At 65.2% G+C, this 24977-nt stretch carries 21 protein-coding genes; 5 read left to right on the top strand and 16 right to left on the bottom strand.

The genetic code is table 11. The features are described from left to right. Positions 1–33: 33 nt before the first annotated feature. The 3 genes from ACSC1Y_RS08315 to ACSC1Y_RS08305 form a co-directional block, all read right to left on the bottom strand. Positions 34–1269: a putative manganese transporter gene (locus tag ACSC1Y_RS08315; protein WP_435334309.1), complete on the bottom strand. Its 1236-nt coding sequence runs from the start codon at positions 1267–1269 to the stop codon at positions 34–36. 257 nt (positions 1270–1526) lie between these two features. Next, the gene (locus ACSC1Y_RS08310; protein WP_435334308.1) at positions 1527–3281 is read right to left on the bottom strand and encodes an excinuclease ABC subunit C; all 1755 of its coding nucleotides are present in this window, start codon (positions 3279–3281) and stop codon (positions 1527–1529) included. Between the two features lie 116 nt (positions 3282–3397). Then, positions 3398–4048: a hypothetical protein gene (locus tag ACSC1Y_RS08305; RefSeq protein WP_435334307.1), complete on the bottom strand. Its 651-nt coding sequence runs from the start codon at positions 4046–4048 to the stop codon at positions 3398–3400. Positions 4049–4465: 417 nt separating this feature from the next. Between ACSC1Y_RS08305 and ACSC1Y_RS08300 the strand changes: the two genes are divergently transcribed. From ACSC1Y_RS08300 to ACSC1Y_RS08290, 3 genes are all read left to right on the top strand, one after another. Beyond that, entirely contained in the window at positions 4466–4711 is a 246-nt protein-coding gene (locus ACSC1Y_RS08300) for a ferredoxin (protein ID WP_435334306.1), read from the top strand. Between the two features lie 102 nt (positions 4712–4813). Beyond that, positions 4814–6787 carry a bacterio-opsin activator domain-containing protein gene (locus ACSC1Y_RS08295; protein WP_435334305.1) on the top strand — a complete coding sequence of 658 codons (1974 nt, stop codon included), beginning with the start codon at positions 4814–4816 and terminating at the stop codon, positions 6785–6787. An 85-nt stretch (positions 6788–6872) separates the two neighbouring features. Next, a complete protein-coding gene (locus ACSC1Y_RS08290; protein ID WP_435334304.1) occupies positions 6873–6998 on the top strand; it encodes a hypothetical protein in 126 nt (41 codons plus the stop codon). 17 nt (positions 6999–7015) lie between these two features. Here ACSC1Y_RS08290 and mdh read toward each other — a convergent pair whose 3' ends face one another. Then, a complete protein-coding gene (mdh, locus tag ACSC1Y_RS08285) occupies positions 7016–7930 on the bottom strand; it encodes a malate dehydrogenase (protein ID WP_435334302.1) in 915 nt (304 codons plus the stop codon). A 309-nt stretch (positions 7931–8239) separates the two neighbouring features. Between mdh and ACSC1Y_RS08280 the strand changes: the two genes are divergently transcribed. After that, positions 8240–8923, top strand: coding sequence for an Sjogren's syndrome/scleroderma autoantigen 1 family protein (locus ACSC1Y_RS08280; protein ID WP_435334301.1), 684 nt, complete (start codon positions 8240–8242; stop codon positions 8921–8923). 67 nt (positions 8924–8990) lie between these two features. Here ACSC1Y_RS08280 and ACSC1Y_RS08275 read toward each other — a convergent pair whose 3' ends face one another. The 12 genes from ACSC1Y_RS08275 to ACSC1Y_RS08220 all read right to left on the bottom strand — a co-directional run bounded on the left by ACSC1Y_RS08275 (position 8991) and on the right by ACSC1Y_RS08220 (position 24454). Further along, positions 8991–9185, bottom strand: a complete 195-nt coding sequence (locus ACSC1Y_RS08275) for a hypothetical protein (protein ID WP_435334299.1) — start codon at positions 9183–9185, stop codon at positions 8991–8993. Beyond that, complete coding sequence (locus tag ACSC1Y_RS08270) at positions 9182–11662, bottom strand: DEAD/DEAH box helicase (RefSeq protein ID WP_435334298.1); 2481 nt, start codon at positions 11660–11662, stop codon at positions 9182–9184. Before ACSC1Y_RS08270 ends, ACSC1Y_RS08275 begins: the two co-directional genes overlap by 4 nt. Positions 11663–12035: 373 nt before the next feature. Beyond that, positions 12036–12641: a dolichol kinase gene (locus ACSC1Y_RS08265; protein ID WP_435334297.1), complete on the bottom strand. Its 606-nt coding sequence runs from the start codon at positions 12639–12641 to the stop codon at positions 12036–12038. 1 nt (position 12642) lies between these two features. Further along, a complete protein-coding gene (gene glyS / locus ACSC1Y_RS08260) occupies positions 12643–14367 on the bottom strand; it encodes a glycine--tRNA ligase (RefSeq protein ID WP_435334296.1) in 1725 nt (574 codons plus the stop codon). Beyond that, a complete protein-coding gene (locus ACSC1Y_RS08255) occupies positions 14360–15211 on the bottom strand; it encodes a CBS domain-containing protein (protein ID WP_435334295.1) in 852 nt (283 codons plus the stop codon). Before ACSC1Y_RS08255 ends, glyS begins: the two co-directional genes overlap by 8 nt. 183 nt (positions 15212–15394) lie before the next feature. Next, entirely contained in the window at positions 15395–15979 is a 585-nt protein-coding gene (locus ACSC1Y_RS08250) for a DUF7529 family protein (protein ID WP_435334294.1), read from the bottom strand. Between the two features lie 46 nt (positions 15980–16025). Then, positions 16026–16535: a DUF7555 family protein gene (locus ACSC1Y_RS08245; RefSeq protein ID WP_435334292.1), complete on the bottom strand. Its 510-nt coding sequence runs from the start codon at positions 16533–16535 to the stop codon at positions 16026–16028. A gap of 5 nt (positions 16536–16540) precedes the next feature. Beyond that, positions 16541–18202, bottom strand: a complete 1662-nt coding sequence (locus ACSC1Y_RS08240; RefSeq protein WP_435334291.1) for an ABC transporter ATP-binding protein — start codon at positions 18200–18202, stop codon at positions 16541–16543. Next, the gene (locus ACSC1Y_RS08235; protein ID WP_435334290.1) at positions 18199–19584 is read right to left on the bottom strand and encodes an ABC transporter ATP-binding protein; all 1386 of its coding nucleotides are present in this window, start codon (positions 19582–19584) and stop codon (positions 18199–18201) included. Before ACSC1Y_RS08235 ends, ACSC1Y_RS08240 begins: the two co-directional genes overlap by 4 nt. Then, on the bottom strand, positions 19584–21362 hold the full coding sequence (locus ACSC1Y_RS08230; protein ID WP_435334289.1) for an ABC transporter permease: 1779 nt from the start codon (positions 21360–21362) through the stop codon (positions 19584–19586). Before ACSC1Y_RS08230 ends, ACSC1Y_RS08235 begins: the two co-directional genes overlap by 1 nt. A 1-nt stretch (position 21363) precedes the next feature. Next, positions 21364–22437, bottom strand: a complete 1074-nt coding sequence (locus ACSC1Y_RS08225; protein WP_435334287.1) for an ABC transporter permease — start codon at positions 22435–22437, stop codon at positions 21364–21366. A gap of 157 nt (positions 22438–22594) precedes the next feature. After that, complete coding sequence (locus ACSC1Y_RS08220; protein ID WP_435334285.1) at positions 22595–24454, bottom strand: ABC transporter substrate-binding protein; 1860 nt, start codon at positions 24452–24454, stop codon at positions 22595–22597. 243 nt (positions 24455–24697) lie between these two features. On the opposite strand from ACSC1Y_RS08220, the gene ACSC1Y_RS08215 reads away from it, so the two are divergent. Next, positions 24698–24868, top strand: a complete 171-nt coding sequence (locus ACSC1Y_RS08215) for a DUF7556 family protein (protein ID WP_435334284.1) — start codon at positions 24698–24700, stop codon at positions 24866–24868. Positions 24869–24977 lie beyond the last annotated feature (109 nt).

Raw genomic sequence — 24977 nt, 5'->3', positions numbered from 1 at the left:
GCGACGAAATACGGAAAAACCTCTTTTCGCGTCTCAGCCCAGCACACCGAACCCGTACGACGGGAAGCCGAGCACCGGGCCCCACAGGTAGTGGAGCGCGACACCGACCACGATGGCCGGGATGGTCGTGTAGATGCTGGCGACGATGGCGGCCTTCTTGTCGATGGCGATGAGCGGGAACAGCGCGTCACCGTCCTGGCTGATGGCGTTGGCCGTCAGCGCGGAGAACGGGATGCCGCCGTTCGCGTAGACGCCGGAGAGGACGATCTGCGGGCCACAGCCGGGGATGAGGCCGACCGCGGCACCCGCGATGGGCGCGAGGACCCCTGCTGCCTGGGCCGCGGCGGCGACGTCCGCACCGGTCACGATGAGGAAGTACTCGTACAGCAGGTAGGCGCCGATGACCCAGACCGTGACGAAGCTGGTCTCCATCGCGGCGTGCTGGAGCGTCTCGTACAGCGAGTCGAACGACTCGCGGGCACGGCCGACGCTGCCTTCGCCGATGTAGTGACGGCCGACGAAGTAGAGGTAGAACGACAGCGTCGTCCCGAGCAGGCCGAAGACGGTGAACAGGCCGTCGAAGCCGATTCCCAGGGTCATCGTCACGTCCGGTGCGCCACGGACGAGGTAGGTGACACCGAGGACGAGGCCGCCCGCGGCGGCCACCCACCACAGCGCGTGAGCCGCGTGCGAGAGCGGCGTCAGGATGGCGCTCTCCCGGTCCGGGCCCTCGTCGTGGCAGTGTACCGGGCTCGAACCTTCGTAGTCGTGCGCCGGATTGGGGGCGAGGCGGTTGCCGCCGCCGACGACGGCCGTACCGCCGTCCGTCGTCGCCGGATCGAGCCTCGCAACGGCTGCGTCGACGCGACTCACGCCGAGGCCGACCGTGTCGACGAGGTACCCGAATACGATGGCGGTGACGAAGGCGATACCGTACGCCCAGAGCGCCGCTTCGGGTGCGAGCACCAGGATGACGAACGCGGCGTCACCGGCCGTCGCGATGAGGGTCGCGACGACGGTCCCGAACGAGACCGTCCCCCGGATGTACAGCGGCATCATGACGATCGCGCCGCCACACCCCGGCGTCAACCCCATCAGCGCACCGAAGATAGGCTGCAGTCGTTCGTTGTCCTCGATTTTCGCGAGCAACGCACCGCCCGTCCGATACTGGATGAGTCCGAACAGCAGGACCGTGACCGCGACGAACGCCGACACCTGCACGTAGCCGTCTCGGAGAGAGGCGAGCGTCACGTCGAGGTATTCGTTCATCGACGAACACCCCATTCGTGTCTGCTACCAGATATAGATTTAGACATCTCTAATTCTATGTTTGACCTTCGAGATGATATAGGTGGTGGTCCGTCAAACTACCTCGGCAGGTCGGGAGACGTTCGACGAGCGTACCGAGCGCCGTTCGGAGACGCACTCACGGCGAAGATGACGGGCATCTAGACACGCGACACCGTGACGAAGACTGGATTCCTGGTTGGAGGAACGAACTCACCGATCGGCCCGTGTGACCGCGGTCACTCTCGGCCGCCGAGGTGGTTCCGGATTGATGCCGCGGTACCCTCACCGACGCCGTCGACCGACTGCAGCTCGGCCAGCGACGCCTCCCGGACGTTCTCGACGCTCCCGAACCGCCGAAGGAGACGCTTTCGGGTCTCGGGACCCACGCCCGGCACTCCGTCGAGCGCGGTGTCCACGGAGTCCCGGAGCGTCTGGTGATACTGCACCGCGAACCGGTGGGCCTCGTCACGCACGCGCTGGAGGAGATGGAGCTGCGGCGCTTCGTTCGGCCAGTCGTAGGTCCGCGACGCCGTGATGACCAGCTCGTCCTGCTTCGCAAGCGCGACCGCCGGAACGGCCCAGCCGACCTCGTCGAGCGCGGCCTGTGCCGCCTCGAGCTGCCCCTCGCCGCCGTCGATGAGCAACAGGTCCGGGTCCGGCCGGTCGTCGCGTCCCTCGACCGCCCTGCTCGCCCGCCAGCGGAGCAGTTCGCGCATGTTCGCGTAGTCGTCGTTCTCCTCGACGAGCTTCTTCCGCCGGTAGTCGGCCTTCACCGGCGACCCGTCGACGAAGGTGACGTCGCTGCCGACAACCGAGGTCCCCTGGGCGTGGCTCACGTCGAAGCCCTCGATGCGCGAGACCGAGCCGAGACCGAGTTCGGCAGCCAGCGCGCCCGACTCGTCCCGCCGACCGACGTGTCGTCGGGCGTTCTTCAGTGCCAATTCGACGAGCTTCGCCTCCCGACCCGCCCCTGGCACCCTGACCGCGACACCCTCCGCGTCGAGCCAGGCCGCGACCTCCTCGTCGCCGTGGTGTTCCGGCAGGAGGACCGCATCGGGTAGCTGGCGCTCGGCGTAGTACTGGACCAGGAACGCCGCGATGACCGCCGGAATCGTCTCGTCGGGGTCAGCGTCTTCGGGCGTCGAGAGACGGTGTCGGTCCCGTTCCACGAGCTGGCCGCCCTCGGCGTGCAGTCTGGCGACCGTCGCGTCGTCGCCTTCGATGACCACACCGAGGACGTCCACGCTCCGCTCGTGGCTCTGGCCGCTGATGGCCTCGCCGCCTCCGCCGTGGAACGACTGGACGGCTTCCAGCCGGTCGCGCAGGTTCGCGGCCCGCTCGAAGTTCTGGTCGGCCGCTGCGGCCTCCATCTCGCCACGGAGTGGGTCCGCCAGTACGCCCGTCTCGCCGCCGAAGAACCGCTTGACCGACTCGACGTCGGCGAGGTAGCCCGGCTCGTCGATCTCGCCGGTGCAGGGTGCAGTGCAGAGCCCCATCTCGTAGTCCAGACAGGGTCGTTCCCGATTTGCAAACTTGTGGTCCGAGCAGCCGCGCACGCCGAAGGTCTCCCGGAGCGCCTTCACGACCGTCTCGACGGGACCCACGGCGGTGAACGGCCCGTAGACCGTCGCCTCCTCGCTCGGGTCGCGAGTCACCTCGATGCGGGGGAACTCGTGAGCGGTGAGCTGGACCATCGGGTAGGACTTGTCGTCCTTCAACCGGACGTTGTACCGCGGCTGGTGGCGCTTGATGAGGTTCGCCTCGAGCAACAGCGCCTGCGTCTCCGTGTCCGTAACCGCCACGTCGAGGTCGTCGGCCCGGTCGACCATCCGTCGGATGCGGGCCGACCGCGGGTCGGCGTAGGACCGGACTCGCGAACGGAGGTCGACCGCCTTCCCGACGTACAGCGTCTGGTCACCGTCGAGAAACTGGTAGACGCCCGGCTCGCGCGGCAGGTCGCTTGCGCGCTCTCTGAGCGTGGCGACGTCCATGTCGTCCGGGCTAGGGGCCGGTACGGGATGTGGATTTCGTTCGCGGGGAACGCCGTAGGCGAACTCAGTGAGCGAAAGACCGGTTCCGAAAAATACCGTTCGAATCGGGTAGCCGCTCAGGCTACCGGGCTGGCCGTGGGTTCGCGAGCAGCGACCGCGCGGGTTCGGAGGTCGTTCCCCAGGACGACCCACGCGAGGCCGAACGGAACGAACCACAGCAGCCCGAGCACGTCGATGCCGGCGACGACCAGCATCTCGGCACCGACCAGGGCGACGACGAGCGCCGGAACGGTCAACGCCAAGAGCGCGGAACCGACGCGAGAGACCGCCCGGGTCCGCAGCAGGACGACGCCGTAGATGCTAGCCGTGAGGTAGGTCACGACCAGGCTCAGGAACCAGATGGTTCCGCCGAGGGTCGCGTCCTCGCTCCCCACGCTGGGGAACGCGAAGTTGACCAGCAGACCGACGGCCATGCCGACCAGGCCGATGCCGAGCAGGACCGCGACCCCGGTGGCGAGCCGGCCGTACGCCGCCTTGGCGGTCTCGTGGACGCCGTAGAGTCCACCGACGATCAACAGTGCACCGAGAGCGTACAGTATGCCGACCCGGGCTTCCTCACTCGTGTTCGTCTCGACACCGAACGCGACGGTCGCGATGGTGAACGAGATGACGAGGATGCCACCGACGATGGCCGCGATGGCCGTCTGACGCATCCGCTCCGTAGATATTGTGTCCACCTGTGCGGTGGAGCTGGTTTTTGTGACCATGGATATCATCTGACTCTCCGTGGCTCCAGCGTCGGGACGACACACCGGACCTGGCCGTTCCATTCCGTGGTCGGTGCAGCCGCCGCTATGCGAGTAGAATCATCTGTTATATGGACGTGTGAGATAATGAATATTTCTACACCCCGGGATATCGACGCCCTTCGGTACCGGAGACCCTCCCTCCGGTCGAGTCTCTCGGTTTACGGTTCGCTCTTCACGATTCACCCCGCAAAACATTCGGATGTTTGAAATTATGGGTGCCTTGAATCTCCCCGTTCGGTCCAGGAGACGCTCCCTCCGGTCGCGTCTCCTGCTTCACGGGTCGCTCCGCTCCCCGTTCGATATTGGAAACGCTCCCTCCGGTCGCGTCTCCCACCTCCCGACACCGATATACACCCCTCGCCCGAATCCCCGCGCATGAAGATCGAGTACGACCGCGACACCTGCATCGGGATGTTCCAGTGCACCGCCGAGTGGGAGGGGTTCGAGCGCGACGAGGACGCCGGGAAGGCCGTTCTCGTCGACGGCGAGGAAGAGTCTGAGGACGTCTTCGTCCGGGAGATTCCCGAGGACGCCGAGCTGGACGCGAAGTTCGCCGCTCGAAGCTGCCCGGTCGACGCCATCGTTGTCTACGACGACGACGGCGAGCAGCTGATTCCCTGAGACGGCACACTCCGCACCGGTCTGGAACTATCGCGTGAGAACTGTCCGCAGACCGCCACACGCGGCCGAACTTCTTTAGCCGCGCACTCACTACTGGCGCCCATGACAGACGGGACGTGGGTGCTGCTCGTCGACGGCGACGACGACCGGGCGGCTGCGACGGCGGACGAGTTGGTAGCGGGTGGCTTCGACGTGGACGTAGTCGGCGACACCGACGAGGCACTCGCGGCGCTGAGCAGGGCCGTTCCCGACTGCGTCGTCAGCGAGGCTCTCCTCGACGATGGAAGCGGTGTGGAGCTGCTCGAGACGGTTCGGACGGTCCACGGCGACGTCCCGTACGTACTGTGTAGCGGTGACGGAAACGAAGCGCTCGCCGAACGAGCCGTCGCATCCGGTGTCGACGGCTACGTCCGCCGTGGCGAGGGCGACTGGGCGATACGACTCCGCGAGCGGGTCGAGGCCGTGGGTGGTGGCTTCACCGCGACCGAGCGACTCAAAGAACGAGCGCTCGACGAGGCCCCGGTCGGCATCACGCTCGCGGACGCCCGGAAGGACGACCTGCCGCTCGTCTACGCTAACGACGCCTTCGAGCGACTCACCGGCTACCCGCGGGAGGAGGTCGTCGGCCGCAACTGCCGGTTCCTCCAGGGGCCGGACTCGGAACCTGAGGCCGCCGCGAAGATGCGAGAGGGTATCGAGAACGAGGAGCCGACGACGGTCGAACTGGTCAACTACACCCGCGACGGCGAGCGGTTCTGGAACCGCGTCGACGTCGCCCCGATCCGCGACGAAACCGGCGAGGTCACCCACTTCGTGGGCTTCCAGACGGACGTCACCGACCGGGTCGAGGCCGAACGGACGGCCGAGCACCGCGCCGCCATGCTGGCGGCGGAACGCGAGGGGCTCCAGCACCTCCTCGACCGGGTCGACGGGCTGATCCAACAGACCGCAGGGGCGCTGGTCACCGCGACGACCAGGGAGGAGATACAGCAGGACATGTGCGAGCTGCTCGCCGGCACCGACCCGTTCTCGTGCGCGTGGACGGGCGAACCCGACCTCGCGGACGGGAGTGTCCGCCCAAGCGCAATCGTCGGTGGTGAGAGCGACGGCGAGCCGCTCGTCCTCGACGGGAGCGACGGACCGGTCGAACGCGCCATGGAGACGGGGACGGTACAGGTCGCGACGGCCGACGACCTGGTCCACCCCGAGTGGCACCGGGCCCGGGTGGACGATGAGTTCACGACGGTCGCCGTCGTCCCGCTGGTCTACCGCGACGCCCGGTACGGCGTCCTCACCGTCTACACCGACGACGAGTCGGTGCTCGACGACCGTGAGAAGACCATCCTCGCCGCGCTCGGCCGGATGGTGGCGACCGCCATCTCCGCGGTCGAGACGCGCCGGACGCTCACCGCCGACAGCTTCGTCCAGCTCTCGTTCAGCGTGCAGGACCGGTCCGTCTTCTTCGTGGAGGTGGCGAACGAGGCCGACGCCACGCTCAGATACGCGGGGTCAGTCTACCGCGAGGGCGATTCGCTCGGGATGTTCTTCACGGTCGAGAGCGACGACCCAGAGCGCGTCGTTCGGGCCGCCGAGGAGGCGGAGGCCGTCCGCGGTGTGAACGTCATCACGGAGAACGAGGGAGTCTGCCTGATCGAGTTCACCGTCGCGAACGCGGGACTGCTCTCGACGCTCGCGGAGTACGGCGGCGACGTGACGGGAATCACGGCCGACCCGGGCGACGCGAGGGTCGACGTCGAGCTTCCCCGGGAGGCCAACGCCCGGTCCATCGTCGATTCCATCGAGGCCGAATACGACGGCGTGAGTCTCTCCGCGTACCGCGAGTGCGAGCGGCCAGCGACGACGAAACAGGAGTTCATCGCCGCACTCGAAGAACAGCTCACCGAGCGCCAGTTGACGGCGCTTCAGCGAGCCTACTACGGCGACTTCTTCGAGTGGCCGCGGCCGACCAGCGGCGACGACCTCGCGGACTCGATGGGTATCGCTCGCTCGACCTACCACCAGCACCTCCGGGCGGCAGAGCGCAAGCTAGTCGGCGAGTTCTTCGAGCGGGGCTGATTCCGAGCCTACCGCTCTCGCCGGGACGTGTAGATTTTCCGAGGAAAAAGTTATGCGATTCGCTGACGTCTTCTCTCGTACCGCCATGCCGACAGACGACCGTACCTCTCATCTCCGCGAGTGGGCGGAACTGCTCGGTGAGAGGCTCCCGGACCGGGCGAACGAACAGTGGCCGGTCGCCGGACGTCCTGCCAGCGACCGAGAAAGCTGACCGAATTCCCGCTATCTTCAGGCGATCTTGTCGTACTGCTCGGAGAGCTTCTCCGCCGCCTCGCCGAGCTGGTCGCGCTCGAACTCGGAGAGGTCCCACTCGACGACCTCCTCGACACCGTCCGAGCCGAGCTTGACCGGGACGCCGAGGCCGACGTCGTCGTGGCCGAACTCGCCCTCGAGCTTGATCGACGCGGGCAGGACCTCGCCCGTGTCGCGCAGGATGGCCTCGACCATGTGGGCGACACCCGTCGCTGGGCCCCACTCGGTCGCACCCTTGCGCTCGATGACGTTCATCGCGCTCTCTTTCAGGTCGCCAAGGATCTCCTCCTTCTCGTCGTCGGTGAACTCGGGGTCGCGGCCGTCGACGCGGACCTTCGAGAACACGGGGACCTGTGCGTCGCCGTGCTCGCCCAGGATGGTCGCCTCGACGTTCTGGACCTGCGTGTCGAAGCGCTCCGCGAGGACGTAGCGGAAGCGCGCGGAGTCGAGTCGGCCGCCGAAGCCGATGACCTTGTTGCGGTCGCGGTCGCCAGCCTCGTACAGGTGGCGGTTGAGCAGGTCGACCGGGTTCGAGGTGGTCACCGTGATGAAGTCGTCGTTGTGCTCGGCGAGCGAGGAGCCGATGTCCTCCATGATGGGCGCGTTGTCACCCGCGAGGTCGATGCGGGTCTGGCCGGGCTGGCGCGGGATGCCGGCCGTGATGACGACCACGTCGGAGCCCGCCGTGTCCTCGTAGGTGCCCTGGCGGACGGTCGTGTTCGAGTCGTACGCGATGCCATGGTTGGCGTCCGCGGCCTGGCCGACTGTCACGTCTTCCTGGTCCGGAATATCCACGTAGACGAGTTCGTCGACGACGTCACGAAGCGCGAGGTTGTAGCCTGCGGCGGCTCCGACCGTGCCGGCCGCGCCGACTACGCTAACTTTCGCCATAACGTGCGCCAATGCTCCCGGAGCCTCGTTAAACGTGTCGAAGTCGGCAGTCGAGTTCCGGCACCGAGACCGGCCCGGGACGGCCCATTTCAGCACATTCGGACAATCTCTCCCGCGGATACGACCCGAAACTGTACATCCGTAACCGACTGCGATTGCGACGCCGAGATTCGAGACCGGCGGTTCGGCAGGCACCGGCGACGGCGGGCGGGACGGCACTCGAGGGGTGCCCGCTCGGTCGCCGGACCAGCGAGGTGAACCGCCGGCCGGTCCGTAGGCTTTTCGTCTCTCACGCTCCTCTTCCCCGACATGAGCGAGTTCGACAAGGAAGCAGAGCGCGAGAAACTGCGACAGAAGTTCGCGAAGGAGGAAGAAGACCGCAAGTCGACACAGCGGATGAGCGAACTCCTGCTCCAGGGCGCGACGATGACGAACAGCCACTGCAACACCTGTGGCGACCCCATCTTCCGGTACGACGGCAACGAGTTCTGCCCGAGCTGTCAGGCAGCGGGACAGCAGGCCGCCGCGCAGCGGGCACAGGCCGATTCAGACTCGGCATCGCAGGACCAGTCAACCGCAGCCCAGGAACAGCAGGCGGCGGACACGCGGGATTCAGACGCGAGCGCACGGGCGTCTCGACAGGCAGTCCGCGAGCAGGAATCCTCCCGGGCGACGGACGCCGACGATGCCGACACCGACGCAGAGCCGACGGCGGCCGACCTCGGCAGTGCGAGGCAGCCGGAGCCCCGCGTCGACGCGGCCCAGTCGAGCGGCACGTCACGTAACGGGGGGACTGCCGTGCAGGATACGCCGCAACCCGGGGCGAGTGAAGCCGGACTGTCCGGCGAGTTCGCCGAAGCAGAAGCCGACATCGCCCAGACCATCCGATACTTCAGCGAACTCGCGGCCAGCACGGACGACCCGGCTCGCGCCCGCGACTGTCTCGCGACGGTCCGCGAGGCGGCGGACGCCCTCGCGGTGCTCCGAGAGTAGCGTCGCGCTCGATTTCGCTCCATTCCCAACTCGCCCCTCGCCTCGTTCCCCGCTCGTTTTCGCTCTCTCAGTCCTCTCGCCACTCGAACCAGTGGACGAACGTGATGACGAACCAGCCCATCCACAGGGTGAAGGCAACCAGTCCCGCGCCGTAGCGCAGGCTCGCGCTCACGTCGAGTAGCTGGCCGCCGACGAGGACGGCGACCGTCAGAAGCAGCCCCGGGGCGGTCTTCCGTACCGCGCCGAGGAATGCCTCGCTCACGGCTCGTACTTGCTCCCGATGACCTCGCGGATGCGTTCGGCCGTGACCTGTCCGACGCCGTCGACCTCGAGCAGGTCGTCCTCGCGGGCGCACATGACCTCCTCGACGGTCTCGAAGTGCGCCAGCAGCGAGCGGGCTGTCACGGGGCCGATGTCGGCGATGGCGCTGACGACGTACTCCTGCTGTTCCGGTAGCGTCTTCTTCGATTTCCCGCCGTGGACTGAGACCTCACGGTCGTTCGCCTCCTGCTCCCGGGCCGCGATGACCGCCAGCAGGTCCCGGGTATCGGCCTCGCCCTCGGTCCGGAGGATGCTGACGCCGAAGTCGACGGCGAGCGAGGCGAGCGCGCCGCGGACCGCGTTCGGGTGGATGTCCCGGGAGCCGACGAGGCTCTCCTCACCCTCGACCACGAGGACGGGTCGGGCGTAGTGGCTCGCCATGTCGCGGACCTGCTCGAAGACGGAGCGCTCGGCCCCGACGAGGGTGTCGAGGAAGTCTTCGACCGATTTCCGCTCGACGGCGACCCGGTCGGAGAGGACGTAGTCGCCGACCTCGAGCGTCTCGAGCCGCGTCGTCACGTCCTCGCGAGTCGAGAGGTCGCGGGGAATCGAGGAGTCCATCTCGCGCTGGTCGATGACGATCTCGACCGTGTCGTCGTCCTGCGGTTCGGCGGTGGCGACGACGCCGTTTTCCGTGGACTGGTCGGTGGTCTCCGCCTCGGGTTCGCCGGCCGAATCGTCGTCGGCCGCTGCTCCGTCGCCGGCGTCGTCTTCTTCGTCGTCTCCACTCGCACCGAAGTCCTGCAGGCCCGGCTGGGTGTCGGCCGCCGCTGGCGACCCGTCCCCGCTCGCGGCCCCGGCGCCGGAACCGCTCCCGCCGCCCTCACCAGCCCACTCACCGAGACTGGACTGGTCCGCGGCGTCGAGCTGCTCGCCGACCGTCTCGGCGACGCCCTTGAGTTTCCGTAGCTCGGACTCCATCTGCTTCTCCTTCCGCCGCGAGATCCAGAAGTACGCCTCGTCGCGGGTGTCCTCGGCCATCAGCACGACGACGCGACCCTCGTCCTGCCGGCCGGTCCGGCCCTTGCGCTGAATGGACCGAATCGCGGTGGGGACCGGTTCGTAGAACAGCACGAGGTCGACCTCGGGGACGTCCAGCCCCTCCTCGGCGACGGAGGTCGAGACGAGAACCTCGAACTCGCCCGCCTTGAAGTCCTCGAGCACCTGCTGTTGCTGCTTCTGGGTCATGCCGTCCGAGCCCTCCTTGTCGCCCTGACCGACGAACCGGTTGACGGTGAAGTGGTTCGAGAGGAACTCCGTCAGCGCTTCCGCGGTGTCGCGCGACTCGGTGAAGACGATGACGCGCTCGCCGTTCTCGATGCCCAGGGTCTCCGCGAGCAGGATGCGCGCCTCGCGGTACTTCGGGTGGATGTCGTCGAACGATTCGAGCCGTCGGATGGCCTCGCGGACCTTCGGCTCCGAGACCATCCGCTGGCTGGCCTTCGACGCGCCGGAGGCACGGGCGGCGTTCTCCTGTCGCTCGAAGTAGCGACGTGTCGCCTCGACCGACTGGGTCTCGACGTAGGTGACGGCCGTCCGAAGCTTGCGGATCTCCGCGAGCAGGCTCATGCCCTTGTAGCCCGCCGACTGGTCGTTGTCCATCATCTTGCGGAGCTGGGCCTGTATCTTCTGTACTTGCTTCTCGGAGAGGTCGGGTGACGTGGCGCGGGTGACGCCGATCTCCTTCAGTTTGCCGAGCCGGTCCGAGATGACCTCGTTTATCGCGTCGCGTATCTCGATGACCTCCTCTGGCAAGGTTATCGTCTTCCACTCGACCTCCGTCTCGTGGGTGTACTCAGAGACGTCGGCGTCGTCCTCGGTCATCACCTCGACGTCGCGCAGGCCGAGGTTCTCACAGACCTCCAGAATCTCCTCCTCGTCGCCACCGGGCGAGGCGCTCATGCCCGTCACGAGGGGGTTCGCGGCGTCCTGGTGGTAGCGTTCAGCGATGTAGTTGTAGGCGTAGTCTCCCGTCGCGCGGTGGCACTCGTCGAAGGTGAGGTGTGTCACGTCGCGCAGCGAGATCCTGCCACCGACCAGGTCGTTCTCGATGACCTGTGGCGTGGCCATGACGACCGTCGCGTCCTCCCAGAGGGCGGCACGGTCGTCGGGCCGGACGTCACCGGTGAAGACGACTATCTCGTCGTCGGGCACCTGCAGGGCCTCGCGGTAGAACTCCGCGTGCTGCTGGACGAGGGGTTTCGTCGGGGCGAGCATCAGCGACTTTCCGCCGACCTCGTCGAGCCGCCGCGCCGTCACGAGCAGGCTCACGGTCGTCTTGCCCAGTCCGGTCGGGAGGCAGACGAGCGTGTGCCCCTCGGCGGCCGTCCCGGCGAGTTGCAGCTGGTAGAGACGACGCTGGAGGAAGTTCGGCGCGAGGAGCGGATGCTCGATAGACGCCTCGTCGGTGGCAGCCATCGGCCAATCATTGGGCGGCGTCTCGTTTAAGGGTTCGCCGACCACGGTGGAAGTGAAGCGAGCGGCGGCCGGATCGTGGGCCAGCTCACGGTCTCGGGACCTGTCGCTGGACGTGGAACGGAAGCCGACCGCGACAGAAGAGGTGCGGTCGGCCGTCGAACGGTACGAGTGGGAGATGGGGGGATTGGGGGGTCATCACCCGTACCGTCGGTGTCGGCCACGACGGTACGCCGTGGCTGTCGATGCTGAACAGCCAACGGTAATAAGTTTGGTGGATTAACTGTGGTAAGTCGATGCCATCTTTCGAATCGACACCGCCACGGAGTTCGGTTCTACTCGAATCTCGGTCCACCCTCTCCCGCCGTCCGCCGTGTCAGACCGTCGCGAGGACGACCTCGGGGAGGTACTGCAGGCCGACCCAGCCGGTTATCGACGCCGCGATCGGGATTGTGAGGTTGTCGTCGATGACGTAGGTGGCCACGACCGGTTTGACACCGTCTGCAAGCGTCGCGGCCAGCGCCGCGGCTATCGCCGCCAGGAGCGGCAGGAAGAGGATGGCGAAGACGAACGAGACGGTGAACATCGCCACCAGCACGCGGGGTCGTTTCACGTCCCGGAGTTCGCCCGACGAGAGCAGGCCGCTGATGGGATCGCCGATGCTCAGCATGTACATCGCCGGAATGGCCACCGTCGGTTCGAACAGCAGACCCGCGAAGGTCCCGCCGATGGCGTAGAGGGCGTAGCCCGCGAGGTTGTCCTGTTCGTACTCGCGAGTGAGTTTGTCGAAGATGACCCAGTCGAGGCCGACGAACAGCCGGACGGCTTCCAGACAGAGCGCCGAGACCGTCCCGACTAGCAGGAACGCCTGTACCCACGACCAGGGGACGTCCGGCACGCCCTCCAGCTGGCCGAGCAGGTAGACAGTCGGCACTACTGCCCCGCTCGCGTGGACGATTCGTCGTTCGACCTCGCTGTCCATCTCAGAGGTCGTCGAACGTTCGGTCGCCGGTTCGGAGGTCGGTCAGTACGTCGACCAGTTCGTCGACGTCGACGCGGACCTGGTCCGTGGAGTCGCGCTCGCGGATGGTCGCCGTACCCTCGGGGTCCGCGTCGAAGGTGACGCAGAACGGGGTGCCGACCTCGTCCTGTCGGCGGTAGCGGCGGCCGATGGAACCGGAGTCGTCGTAGGTGACGGAGAGGCCCGCCTCGCGGAGTTCCTGGGCGGTCTGCTGTGCGACCTCGGCGACGTCGTCACCCATCGGGAAGACGCCGACGACCGTCGGGGCGACCTCGGGTTCGAGCGCGAGGTAGGTGCGCTTCTCGCCTGCGACCTCGTCCTCGCGGTAGGCGTGGTGGACGACGGTGTAGAGGGCACGGCCGACACCGAACGAAGGCTCGACCACGTGCGGCGTAATGTGCTCGCCGGACTCCGTGACCTCGTCGACGCTGAAGCCGACCTTCTCTGTGGGTATCTCGTACGTCTCGCCGTCGACCTCGACCGCGACCGTGTCGCCGTCGAAGGCCGTCCGGTCGCGCTCTGCGAGCGTCTGGAGCGCGTCCGCGACGTCGGCTGCGGCACCGCCGAACTCTGGACCGAGGTAGCTCATGTCCGGGTCGACCGTGGCTCGCTCGACCGTCCTCGGCTCGTCGTACTGCTTGAAGATGGTGAAGTCCTCGTTGCTGTACTCGGCGTGCTTCGAGAGGTCGTAGTCGCTCCGGTAGGCGAAACCGGCGAGTTCGATCCAGTCGTCGTCGATGAGACCCTCCGCGTCCCAGCAGTCCGCCGCGTAGTGGGCGCGTTCGCCCGCGAGGTGCTGGCGGAAGCGGAAGCGGTCCATGTCGACGCCGACCCGCTCGTACCACTCCTTGGCGCGACCGAGGTAGTAGGCGACCCAGTCGTTGGCGATGATGCCCTCCTCGACGGCGTCACCGATGCGCATCGTCGTCGCCTCGCCGTCCGGGGCGTCCTGCATCTCGGCGGAGTACAGGGGCGCCTCGACGTCGGCGACGGCCTCGAGGTCGGGCTCGTCCTCCTCGGGGTCGACGAACAGCTCGAGTTCGGCCTGGGTGAACTCGCGCACGCGGACGATGGACTTGCGCGGTGAGATCTCGTTCCGATAGGCGCGGCCGATCTGCGTCACGCCGAACGGGAGCGTGTTCCGGGCGTACTCCTTCAGCTGCGGGAACTCGACGAAGATACCCTGTGCCGTCTCCGGGCGCAGGTAGCCCGGCTGACTGGAGCCCGGACCGATGTTCGTCTGGAACATGAGGTTGAACTCCGTCACCGCCTGGCCGGCGAGACCGGCACCACAGGACGGACAGACGAGCTCGTACTCGGCGATGAGCTCTTCCACCTCGGGAATCGGGTAGCTCTCTGCGTCCTCGATGTCGGTCGCGTCCTCGACGACGTGGTCGGCGCGGTGGCTCTCGCCGCACTCCGGGCACTCGACCAGCATGTCGTCGAAGCCGTCGAGGTGGCCGGACGCCTCGAACACCGCCTCGGGGGCGATGGTGGGTGCGTCTATCTCGAAGTTGCCCTCCTTGATGGTGAAGCGGTCGCGCCAGGCGTCCTCCACGTTCTGCTTGAGCGCCGCACCCTGCGGGCCGAACGTGTAGAAGCCGGCGACGCCACCGTAGGCACCGGTCGACTGGAAGAAGTACCCGCGACGCTTCGCGAGTTCGACGACCTTCTCCGCGTCAGTCATAGAGCGCCTCCAGCAGGTTCATGTCGCGCACGATGCCGACGAGGTTGTCGCCCGAGACCATGGGAATCTGTTCGATGTCGTGACGGATGAGCAGCTGTGCGGCCTCCTGAGCGGTCTTCTTCGTCGAGACCGTCACCAGGTCCTCGGTCATGAAGTCGGAGACGGGCTCCGCCGGAATCTCGACGTTCCGGGTCGGCAGGTAGCGGTTGCCGACCGCCTTGATGCCCTCCCACATCCACTCGTCGTCCTCGTTCGCGAGCGACTCGCCGGTGTCGTCCTCGCCCTCGACGATGCGAGCGACCTCGATGATGTCGACCTCGGTCAACATCCCCGACATCTCCGCCTCTTCGTCGAGCACGACCGCATAGGGAACGTTCGCGTAGTAGAGTTCGCGCTCGGCGACCGGGAGAGGGGTACCCTCGTAGGTCGTGTTGACGTCACGGCTGGCGAGGTCACCGACGATGGCGTCGGTCTCCGCATCGCCCGTTGCGATGGCGTGGACGACGTCGGTCACGGTGATGATACCCTCCAGCTCGCCGTCGACGACGGGGACACGGCGGGCGTGTTCCTCGACCATCAGCCGAGCCACTTCCGTGAGCTCGGTCTCGGCCGTCGTGGTCGGCACGTCCTCCATCAGCAGTGCCAGCTGGTCCTCGTCCGGCCGTTCGATGAGGGCGTCACGCGAGACGAGACCGCGGTACTCTTCGCCGTCGTCCGTCTGTTTGACGACCGGCACGGAGGAGAACCCGTATTCCTGCAGGTACTTGAGCACGTCGTCACGGGTGCCCGGCAACTCGACGGTCACCAGTTCTGCACGCGGGGTCATCGCGTCGGCTACTTTCATATCAGCAGTATAGGGCCAATCGGCGCATAAAGCCCCTGTTTCGTGTGCGGGGCTGTGTCACGTCGAATCACGCCCCACCGGTTCGTGTCCGGGAACTGTCCGGACCGGTCACGAACGGTGTCTCTCGGTACTGGACGTACTCGTGGAGCGGTCGGCGGAGAACGGAAACGTTCGGCGAGAGCGTCAGTTCTTCTCGACGTCGCCCGGCCCCGAGACGTTCGGCAGCCAATCGTCGATACGGTCGGCGTGGGGCACGAACTTCTCGTGGGAGTCGTGCTTGAACACACCCAGGATGTCACCCGACAGTTTCTGGACGTACGTGTAGAACTCGCCCGCTTCCTCGGCATCGTGGACCATTCCCGCGGCGTGGCGCAGCTCGTACTGGCCGGCGACGAAGATGGCCGTCTTCGTGTCCGGGTCGATGTACTCGACGACGAGGAAGACGTTCCCGTCCATCTCGCGGCGGTAGACCTCGTACTGTGGGAACTGCTTGCCCGCGAAGGCCTCGCTGAAGTCCTCGCCCATGTTCGACGGTGCGACGAAGACCAGCCCGAAGCGGTCGTCGTCGTCGCGACCGGATTCGCGGCTCCGTGGAGCCGTGTCACCGGCCATCACCTTCGCCGTCTCCCAGCCCTCCTCCTCGCGCGCCTCGGCCATGGCGTCCATGTCCTCCAGTGCGCCCGACCACGCCCCTTTGAGGACGTCGGCGTTGTTCGCGATACGATCCGCGTAGCTGATTTCGTCCTCGGAATCAGGTACGTCTGGCATATACAGCCACACAGGGAGTGGAGTCTGATAAGGGTGTCTCCCTGCGTCAGAACAGACGGACCGCGGTCGCCGCGCTTTGGGTCCCGGGTTGGGCGACGCCGAAGACGAACTCCATCGCCATCGACAGCGCGAGCATCAGTATCGCGGCGACCAGCAGCTTCGCGTGGACCGAGAACCGCTCGTCCGGTCGAAGCGGGGCCCACCGCATCGGCGGCAACAGCGCGACCACCTTCTCCACCGTCGTCTCGGAACGACCGCCGATGGTCGTATCGGCCCTCTTCTGCCTGTCGTCACCCGACGTGACGAAGATTCCCTCCCGGTCGTCCAGCTCCTTCGGTGACGGTGGACGGAGCTGGAAGGAGGCGTAGGCGAGCAGGCCGAAGCCGACCCAGAACAGGAGGTGTTTCGTCGTGAACAGCGTTCCCCGCCCCGAGAGCTCGAGGAACGCGGCCGGTCCCGCCACGAGGATGACCACGAGGACGCCGTAGGAGACGGCGTCGAGGGTCTTGTGGGCGATGCGGACGAGGCCACGGACCTCGGGCGGGGCGTCTTCCATCGTGTCTACAGTATCTCGCGGAACGCGACTGCAGGTTCGTCGTACTCGTCCATGTGCCGATGGCACAGACTCGTCCGACCGTCGTCGGCGACGACGTGATGTTCGGGATGCTGCTTGTCACAGATGCTCCCGAACTGTTCGAACAGGTACTTCCGGGCCTTGTTCTCGTGGCCCTTCTCGACGTGGTTCGCGGCCTCGCGCAGGTGTTCGGCCACGTCGTCCGGGACGTCGATGTCGCCGAACAGCTCGTCGGTGATCTCCGTGATGTCGGAGAACCGGGTCTGCTTGCCCAGCAGCTCCTTCGCACGGTCGGTCAGCGAGCGGTCCGCACGGGTCCGCTCACGGACGACCTCGCGGAATATCTCGACGCGCTGCCAGACCTCGTCGTCGACGTGCTGGTACTCCTCGGGCCGGATCTTGACCGGACAGCGCGTGCTGAACGGACAGCCGACCGGCGGGTCGCGCGGGCTCGGGGGCGTGCCCCGGAGCGTGATGCGGTCCTTCTGGGAGGTCGGGTCCGGTTCCGGAATCGCCGACAGCAGTGAGTGCGTGTACGGGTTGCCCGGGTTCTCGAACAGGTCGTCCGTGGGACCAATCTCCATGATGTTCCCGAGGTACATCACCGCGACCCGGTCACAGATGTGCCGGACGACCGAGAGGTCGTGGGCGATGAACAGGTACGTCAGGCCGAACTCGTTCTGGAGGTCCTCGAGCAGGTTGAGGATCTTCGCCTGGACAGAGACGTCCAGCGCCGAGACCGGCTCGTCGAGCACCAGGAAGTCCGGTTCCAGGGCGAGCGACCGGGCGATACCGATGCGCTGGCGCTGTCCGCCGGAGAACTGGTGGGGGTACCGGTAGTAGTGCTCGGGTCGCAGTCCGACCGTCTCGAGCAGCTCTCTGACCTGCTGGCGTCGTTCCTGGGGCGTCCCCTTGCCGTGGACGTCCAGCGGTTCACGGATGATCTCACCGACGGTCATCCGGTCGTTCAGGCTGGACTCGGGGTCCTGGAAGACGATACCGAGCTGCTGGCCGCGGAGCCGCTTCAGTGCGCGCCCCGGAGCGGCAGTCACGTCGATGTAGCCCTGCTCGACACGGTACTCGTCGCCGTCGAAGCTACCCTCCTCGATGAAGACGAAGTCCTTCTCGTCGAACAGGCCCAGTTTCGCACCGAAGCCCTGGTCGATGACGTCCTTGACGGTGAGGTTCGTCTGCGCGACGAAGTCGGCGGCGTCGATTTCGTCGGAACTGACGGTCTCGTAGCCGGGCTGTTCCGTCAGCTTCCGCGGCGGAACGCCTTCGGCGAACAGCTTGGTCACCAGCTCGACGGGGTCGTTCGACTGGTAGACGTCGGCCAGCATGACGGTCCGGCGACCGTACGCGTTGGCCATCTGCTCTACTACGTCGTTCTTCTGGAACCGGCTCACGCCATCGGTCGCGTCTTCGAGCTGGACGAGGGTGCGGCCGAGCGTCGACTTGCCACAGCCGGACTCGCCGACGAGTCCCAGGGTCTCACCTTTCTTGATGTCGAAGGAGACACCGTCGACAGCCTTCACCGGTTCATCGTTGATGAGCCCACCGCCCGGATAGTACGTCTTGAGATTCCGGATCTCGATCATCGTATCCGACCGCTGGCTCCGCTGGGCCTGGGACATCGCTTGCTTACTCATTTGTCACTCCCCCCTTTGGCTTTGTGAAGTTCGATAGCTTCCGACTGTGAGACGTCCTCCGGGTAGAGGAGACACGCCGCGGTGTGGTTCGTGGCGTCCTCGTTCACCTGGACCGACTCCGGATGGACGACCTGACAGTCGTCGAATGCTTTCGGACATCGCGGTGCGAACCGACAGTACGTCGGTTCCTCGTTCGGCGTCGGGACGTCACCCTCGATGGTGACGAGGCGGTCACCCTTCTGCCGCCCGGGAATCGACGAGAGAAGCCCCTGCGTGTAGGGGTGTTTCGGGTTTCCGAACAGCTCTTCGACCGGTGCGGACTCGACGAGCTCACCGGCGTACATCACGTTCACGCGGTCTGCGATGTCCGCGATGACACCCATGTCGTGGGTGATGAACATGATGGCCAGGTCGCGCTCGTCCTGCAGTTCCTGCAGCAGCTCCAGGATCTGTGCCTGGATGGTCACGTCGAGTGCCGTCGTCGGCTCGTCACAGATGAGCAGCTCCGGGTCACACGCCAGTGCCATCGCGATGACGGCCCGCTGGCGCATCCCACCGGAGAACTGGTGGGGGTACTCGCCCACGCGTCGGCGGGCGTCCGGGATACCGACCGCTTCGAGCAGGTTGACGGCCTCCTCGGTCGCATCGGCACCTCGGAGACCCTGGTGGAGACGCAGCGCCTCCTTGATCTGGTTCCCGACGGTGTAGACTGGGTTGAGCGACGTGAGCGGGTCCTGGAACACCATCGCGATGTTCCCGCCACGGAGGCGACGGAGACCGCGCTCGTGCGCACGGGTCACGTCGACGAAGCCGCGGTCGACGTGGATGTTTCCGCCTTCCGTGACACCCTTCTCGACGAAGATGAAGTCCTCTTCGTCGATGAGGTTCAGCTTGTCCGCGTAACCGGATGCGATGAGGTCGTCCCAGCCGACGGCACCGTCGGCGACCATCTGGGTCGCGTCGGCGCGCTCCGGCGGGAGACTCGCGTAGTTCTCGTGGCTGGTGAGCTCGCCGGGCTTCGCGCCGTGTTGCTCCATCGCGTCGGCGACGACCGTCGCGAGGTCGTGCTTCGCTTCGAGCTCGGTCAGGTCGACGGCGCGCGTCGTGTACGTGTTCGCGAACCGCTCGACCGTCTCAGTGTCGCGGAACTGGATCGAACTGCCCTTGAGCGTCTTCCCGGGATTCTCGACGAGGCCCATGATGGACCGGGCCGTCACGGACTTCCCGGAGCCGGACTCGCCGACGATACCCACCGTCTCACCGTGGTGGATGTCGAAGTTGATGCCGTCGACGGCGCGGATGACCTCCTTGTCGGTGAAGAAGGAGGTCTGGAGGTTCTTGATGCGGAGGATGGGCTCCTCGCGCTGGGTCTGGATGGACATCATCCACCACCCCCTGCGGCAGCGGCCTCGTCAGCACTGGCCCCGCCGGACTGTGGGTCGATGGCGTCACGCACGCCGTCACCGAAGGCGTTGAAACCGAGGACGACGAGCGTCACCATGATTCCCGGGATGGTCGAGATGTGCCAGGACACGGTCGTCACGTACTGGCGACCGGCGTTGACCGCACGGCCCCACTCGGGCGTCGGCGGACTAACGCCGAGACCGAGGAACGACAGTGCTGCCACACCGATGATGATGCCACCGAGCGTGAGCGAACCGTAGACGAGCAGGTAGCCCGCGACGTACGGGATCATGTGCTTCTTCATGGTCACGGTCGGACGCTGCCCGTAGGACCGGGCCGCGTCGATCCACTCCTGTTCGGAGACCTGAAACGCTGGACCACGGATGGCGCGCCACAGTCCCGGCCAGCCGGTGGCCGCGAAGATGAGCGCCAGTAGCAGTCCGCCGCTGTAGACGTTCGATATCGGGTGTGACCCGAAGACGACGGACAACAGGATGTACACCAGTAAGCCTGGTAACGCCTGTATCGAGTCACTGGTGACGACGACCAGCAGGTCCGCGAGACCCTTGTAGTACGCCGTCACCATCGCGAGCGAGGTCGCGATGAAGCCGCTCAGCAAGATGGCGACGAGCCCGATGAACAGCGAGACGCGGGCCCCGTCGGCCATGAACGTGAACAGGTCTTTCCCCGTCGTCAAGGTCCCTAACGGGTGGAACCTGCCGTACTGGTCGTAGGACATCGGCCCGACGTTGCGGTTCGGGTCACCCTGCGACCGACTCTGCAGGTTCGCCGCACCGTGGCTGATCTCCTGTACCTGTCCGTTCTCCGTGTAGTTGAACGTGTAGCTGTACGGGTCGTAGATGTTCTCCTGCGTTGTGGCCGGGCCGAGTGCAGGTGCGAACAGTGCCAGCACGATGAACATGAACACGATGACGAAACCGAACTGACCCCAGCGGTGGTCACGGAGTCGGTCGACCATGTCGTCGCGCGGGGTCCAGTCGGCGTAGCGGTAGTGACGTCGGAACGTCTTGTAGCCGAACCACATCCACGCCAGCCACATGAAGGCGTAGACGTAGATGGCGACGACGCGGATGGCCCACGCGTACGCGGGTGCAAGCCCGAGGAACGTCCCGTGGTACGGGCCGAGCGGACCCGTCGAGAACTCGCTGTTCGCGGGTGGCTTGAACCCATCGTTGGGCATCAGGTCGCGCGAGAGCAGCGTCGGGAAGGTGTCTGCCAGCCACGTCGCGATTCCTGCGACGGTCTGGGAGAAGCCGTGGATGAGCTGTGCGATAGAAGGCTCGCCGATGAGCGGGAGCGCCGGGAGCACTGCGAGCGGTTCGTAGAGGAGAACCGCCCAGACTATTGCGATTCCGACGGCGATGATGACTCGTTCGAGGAGGTCGACCGAGATGGGGATGTCCTGCAACCCGAGCTTCTCGACGATGTTGAAGGGGATGAACAGCGCCTTCACGAACACCGAGAGGATCGCGAGGATGACTAGCGCACCCAGGGCGGACATCACGGCGCCGCCAGCGGTTCCGAACGTTTTGAACATCTGTTCGACGTACCAGCCACCGACTTCGCCACTCCCGTTGACGAGCGGATTGATCTGGTCACCGAAGAGGACGAGCGTCTCCATGAACGCCCCGAACTCGACGGCGAGCAGTACCGCCACACCCGCGAGCCAGACGAGAGCAGGTTCGGGGTGTGCGAGGATTCGGTCGCGCAGTTGCGCGTTGTCTTGCTGACTCATGTTATTCGTACCCCACACGTGGGTCGATTATCGTGTACATGAAGTCCTGCAGGATGTTCATGAACACGATGATGAGGATGAAGATGAACATCAGCGAGCCGACCAGCGGCATGTCGCCCTGGATGGCTGCCTGGTAGAACAGGTAGCCGAGCCCGTTGATGCTGAAGATCGATTCGAGGATGACCGAGCCGCCGATGAGCAGGAACGCCTCGTTCAAGATGATCGGAACGAGGGGAATCAGCGCGTTCCGGAAGACGTGCTTCCAGACGATCTTTCGGTTCGAGAGTCCCTTCGCGCGGGCGGTCTCGACGTAGTTCGAGTTGACCGTCTCCAGCACGGCCGTCCGGCCGAGACGCATCTCGTTACCCATCGATGCGGAACCGAGGACGAGTGCCGGCGGCAGGACCATCTTCACGGCCTTGATGAACGTCTCACTGTTGAACTCGAACAGCGGGAAGTCGAACAGCGTCGTCCCGCCGAGCTTTATCGCCGTCGTCCCACTCGGGTCGTAGAAGTTGAGCGGCGGTGGCGTCGCGATCTTCGACTGGACGAGGAACGACTGCCACTCGAAGCCGAAGAAGTACGTCTTCGACTGGCTGAGGACGGACAGGAGGATGACCGCCAGCCAGAAGTTCGGCATCGCACGCCAGACGATTCCGCCGAATGAGGCGAAATAGTCACTGAGCGTGTTCGGGTTCAGTCCGGCGTAGAAACCAAGCGGAATCCCGATGAAGAGCGGGATGAGGACCGACCAGAAGCCCAGCCAGAGCGTCCGCGGTGCGTGCTGGGCGATGAGGGTCATCGCGCTCGTCCCGTCTTTGATGACGTACGAATTACCGAGGTCGAACGTCAGGAGTCCTCCCATGTACTCGATATATTGTTCCCACAGCGGTCTGTTGAGGCCGAGCTGTGCTTCGACTGCTTCGTACTTCGACGGTGGCACGTTCTGGCCAAGAATAGCCGCGACAGGGTCGAGCGGACCCATTCTGATGACCATGAACGTGATTGTCGTTCCGAACAGCACCACAGGGATGGCCAGGAGTAGGCGTCGGGCGAAGTACCCCCATCTACTCATGTCACATCCCTCCGGTGATCCACTTCCATCACCATTGTTCTATTCATAGCGTATTCTGCACTCATGGTTATGTCTTGCGTTCCTCCACGGGTGAAATTGCCGTTATAGCCGTTGCTACCCGGTAAAAAATTGAAAATTGGGGGATTATCCCCGTCGTTTAGCTCCGGTCGTTCAGGTAGACGTTGTTGTACTTCATGCGGCTGCCACCAGCTGCGCCGGTGCGCGGCATGTCAACCCACGGGTACGAGAAGCGCTCGTCGACACGGTGGTAGGCCGGCAGGAGGACCATGTCCTCCCAGCTGGCTTCTTCCATCGCGACGTAGGCCTCGTTACGCTTCTGCTGCGCCGAGTCGGTCGGCTCGGGGTTGTCCTGGATCGTCTTCCAGGCGTCGCTGGCCTTCTGTGCGGCGTCGCTCTCGGCGTCGTCCCAGTCGAGGTAGAAGCCTTTTGCACCGCCTTCCTGGCTGGTGTCGGTGAGCTTCGGCACCATCTGGCCGAGGAAGTTGTCCGGTGCGGGCCAGTCCATGATCCAGCCCAGCGAGTACGCTGCGAGGTTACCCTTGCGACCACGGCTGAGGAGCGTCGAGAACGGCGCTTCCTCGAGCTTCATGTTGATGTGGGCGTTCGTCAGCTTGTCGCGGAGGATCTTACCCAGACCCTGCCACGTGTCGGACTGGTACGTGGTGAACGTGACCTCGTACTTGTTGTCGGGACCGTAGCCGGCGTCTTCCATGACCTGGCGTGCCGACTCGAGGTCCGTCTTGTTGTAGCCGTACGGGTACTTGCTCTTCGCGTGCTCCTCGTACTTCGGTGCGCCACCCGGGTAGATGCCCGGCGGCGTGAGGTGGTACGCGGGCTGGCCGCGTCCCTTGAAGACTGCGTCCACACCCTCCTTCTGGTTCATCGCGTATGCGATGGCCTTCCGGGCGGGGGCTTCGACGTTCTTCGCGTTCAGACCGATGTAGAACGAGTTGATGGTCGCGTACTGGAGATAGTCCGCGTTCATTCCGTTCCGCATCGGACCGTAGGTACCGATCTTCCGACCCTTGTCGTCGGTCTTCTCGACCTTGACCTTGCTCGGGTCGTACTTCGAGGTCGGCATCGAGACGAGGTCAGAGTTCTTGTTCTGACCGTAGTTGTACGATGCGTCGGGGTCGGTGATGACCTGCCAGTGGACACCCTTGACGAACGGCACGGGGCCGTGGTAGTCGTCGTTGCGGACGACGGACGCCTGGGTGTTCGTCTCCCAGTTCTCGAACTTGAACGGACCCGCACCCACGGGGTTCTTCGTCGAGAACTCTTCGTGGGACATCTCGCCATCGTAGCCGTCGATGTCGCCCACGATGCCCTCCGGAATCACGGAGAACGAGGTGTACGCCAGCATCTCCATCGTCGACGCGAACGGCTTCGTCAGCGTGAACTTGAAGGTCGTGTCGTCGACGGCCTCCATCTGGAGCGAGCCGGGCTTGTAGTTGCCTTCGCTGTCCGTCTCGTGCTTGACGTTCATCGCGTACGAGAGGATGAAGTAGTCACGCCGCGAGTTCTCGGAGGCTGCGAGGCGCTCGAAGGAGTAGACGACGTCCTGTGCCGTGACGGTGTCGCCGTTGTGGTACTTGACGTCCTCCTTGAGGTTGAACGTGTAGGTCTTGTAGTCGTCGGAGACGCTGAAGTCCTTCGCGAGGAGCGGCTCGACTTCGACCTCGCCGTTCGGGTAGTTCATCAGCGCGTCGAAGACCTGCTGGATGACCGTGCCGGACGCCGTGTCCGTCGCCTTGATCGGGTCCAGCGTACTCATCGTGGAGTTGATGAGCTGGAACGTCTTGTCCAGCTTCTCGCGGTCCTCGCTCTTGCGCGTCGTCTTGGACGTCGCTTTCTCGTTCGTTTTCGTGCCCGTGTCGGTCTCGGTGCCCTCGCTGTCACCATCGCCACCGAGGCAACCCGCAACCGCCGCTGCAGATGCTGCGCCGCCAGTCGCCTTCAGGAAGCGACGACGGTCAATACTGGTATTGTCTGTCATCCCACGCATCCCTTTGAAAGGTATATGGTTAAAATTACCGTTATGGTCTGTGGTCGTTTTACATACCCAAAACGTTAAGAAGCGCGCGCGGAATGAAGACTTAACTCTCCAGCATCGAATTGTCACGACCGAAAATCACTACTCGGCCGTGAATCCATTTTCACCCATCTCTCGTGTCGGTAGCCCAACCAACTTGACTGTCGAGTCGACGAGTTTATGGTGCACCATGAGACAGTGACTCATATGGCAGCATCAGAGTCAGGTCCGACGGAGTTCCCCGAGGACCGCGACGTTGTAGCGTCTGTCGATGACGACGGTTCCGCGAAGGAGTACGTCATCGCGGACATTACAGCGGACGGTGCGTGGCTCTCGATGCGAGCCGACGACGCGCCAGACCTACCGGACTGGCGATAATCGGCATCTCGCTTCTCTGTCGTTTCACCACCCCGTAGCCGAGGCTCTCTCGTTCTCCTATTCGGCTCGCCCGCGAAGCACGAGGACACTACTTTTTTGCCGACGACGA

Origin of the sequence: Haloarchaeobius lipolyticus (genome assembly GCF_051208015.1) — an archaeon.
Taxonomy (GTDB): Archaea; Halobacteriota; Halobacteria; order Halobacteriales; family Natrialbaceae; genus Haloarchaeobius.
Note: the sequence above shows the minus strand (reverse complement) of the source record. Positions and strands in the feature narration are given on the sequence as shown.

Bases quoted from the DNA above. Each gene is read 5' to 3' on its own strand.
- ACSC1Y_RS08315 (WP_435334309.1), bottom strand. From the start codon at position 1,269: ATGAACGAATACCTCGACGTGACGCTCGCCTCTCTCCGAGACGGCTAC.
- ACSC1Y_RS08310 (WP_435334308.1), bottom strand. From the start codon at position 3,281: ATGGACGTCGCCACGCTCAGAGAGCGCGCAAGCGACCTGCCGCGCGAG.
- ACSC1Y_RS08305 (WP_435334307.1), bottom strand. From the start codon at position 4,048: ATGGTCACAAAAACCAGCTCCACCGCACAGGTGGACACAATATCTACG.
- ACSC1Y_RS08300 (WP_435334306.1), top strand. From the start codon at position 4,466: ATGAAGATCGAGTACGACCGCGACACCTGCATCGGGATGTTCCAGTGC.
- ACSC1Y_RS08295 (WP_435334305.1), top strand. From the start codon at position 4,814: ATGACAGACGGGACGTGGGTGCTGCTCGTCGACGGCGACGACGACCGG.
- ACSC1Y_RS08290 (WP_435334304.1), top strand. From the start codon at position 6,873: ATGCCGACAGACGACCGTACCTCTCATCTCCGCGAGTGGGCGGAACTG.
- mdh (WP_435334302.1), bottom strand. From the start codon at position 7,930: ATGGCGAAAGTTAGCGTAGTCGGCGCGGCCGGCACGGTCGGAGCCGCC.
- ACSC1Y_RS08280 (WP_435334301.1), top strand. From the start codon at position 8,240: ATGAGCGAGTTCGACAAGGAAGCAGAGCGCGAGAAACTGCGACAGAAG.
- ACSC1Y_RS08270 (WP_435334298.1), bottom strand. From the start codon at position 11,662: ATGGCTGCCACCGACGAGGCGTCTATCGAGCATCCGCTCCTCGCGCCG.
- ACSC1Y_RS08265 (WP_435334297.1), bottom strand. From the start codon at position 12,641: ATGGACAGCGAGGTCGAACGACGAATCGTCCACGCGAGCGGGGCAGTA.
- glyS (WP_435334296.1), bottom strand. From the start codon at position 14,367: ATGACTGACGCGGAGAAGGTCGTCGAACTCGCGAAGCGTCGCGGGTAC.
- ACSC1Y_RS08255 (WP_435334295.1), bottom strand. From the start codon at position 15,211: ATGAAAGTAGCCGACGCGATGACCCCGCGTGCAGAACTGGTGACCGTC.
- ACSC1Y_RS08250 (WP_435334294.1), bottom strand. From the start codon at position 15,979: ATGCCAGACGTACCTGATTCCGAGGACGAAATCAGCTACGCGGATCGT.
- ACSC1Y_RS08245 (WP_435334292.1), bottom strand. From the start codon at position 16,535: ATGGAAGACGCCCCGCCCGAGGTCCGTGGCCTCGTCCGCATCGCCCAC.
- ACSC1Y_RS08240 (WP_435334291.1), bottom strand. From the start codon at position 18,202: ATGAGTAAGCAAGCGATGTCCCAGGCCCAGCGGAGCCAGCGGTCGGAT.
- ACSC1Y_RS08235 (WP_435334290.1), bottom strand. From the start codon at position 19,584: ATGTCCATCCAGACCCAGCGCGAGGAGCCCATCCTCCGCATCAAGAAC.
- ACSC1Y_RS08230 (WP_435334289.1), bottom strand. From the start codon at position 21,362: ATGAGTCAGCAAGACAACGCGCAACTGCGCGACCGAATCCTCGCACAC.
- ACSC1Y_RS08225 (WP_435334287.1), bottom strand. From the start codon at position 22,437: ATGAGTAGATGGGGGTACTTCGCCCGACGCCTACTCCTGGCCATCCCT.
- ACSC1Y_RS08220 (WP_435334285.1), bottom strand. From the start codon at position 24,454: ATGACAGACAATACCAGTATTGACCGTCGTCGCTTCCTGAAGGCGACT.
- ACSC1Y_RS08215 (WP_435334284.1), top strand. From the start codon at position 24,698: ATGGCAGCATCAGAGTCAGGTCCGACGGAGTTCCCCGAGGACCGCGAC.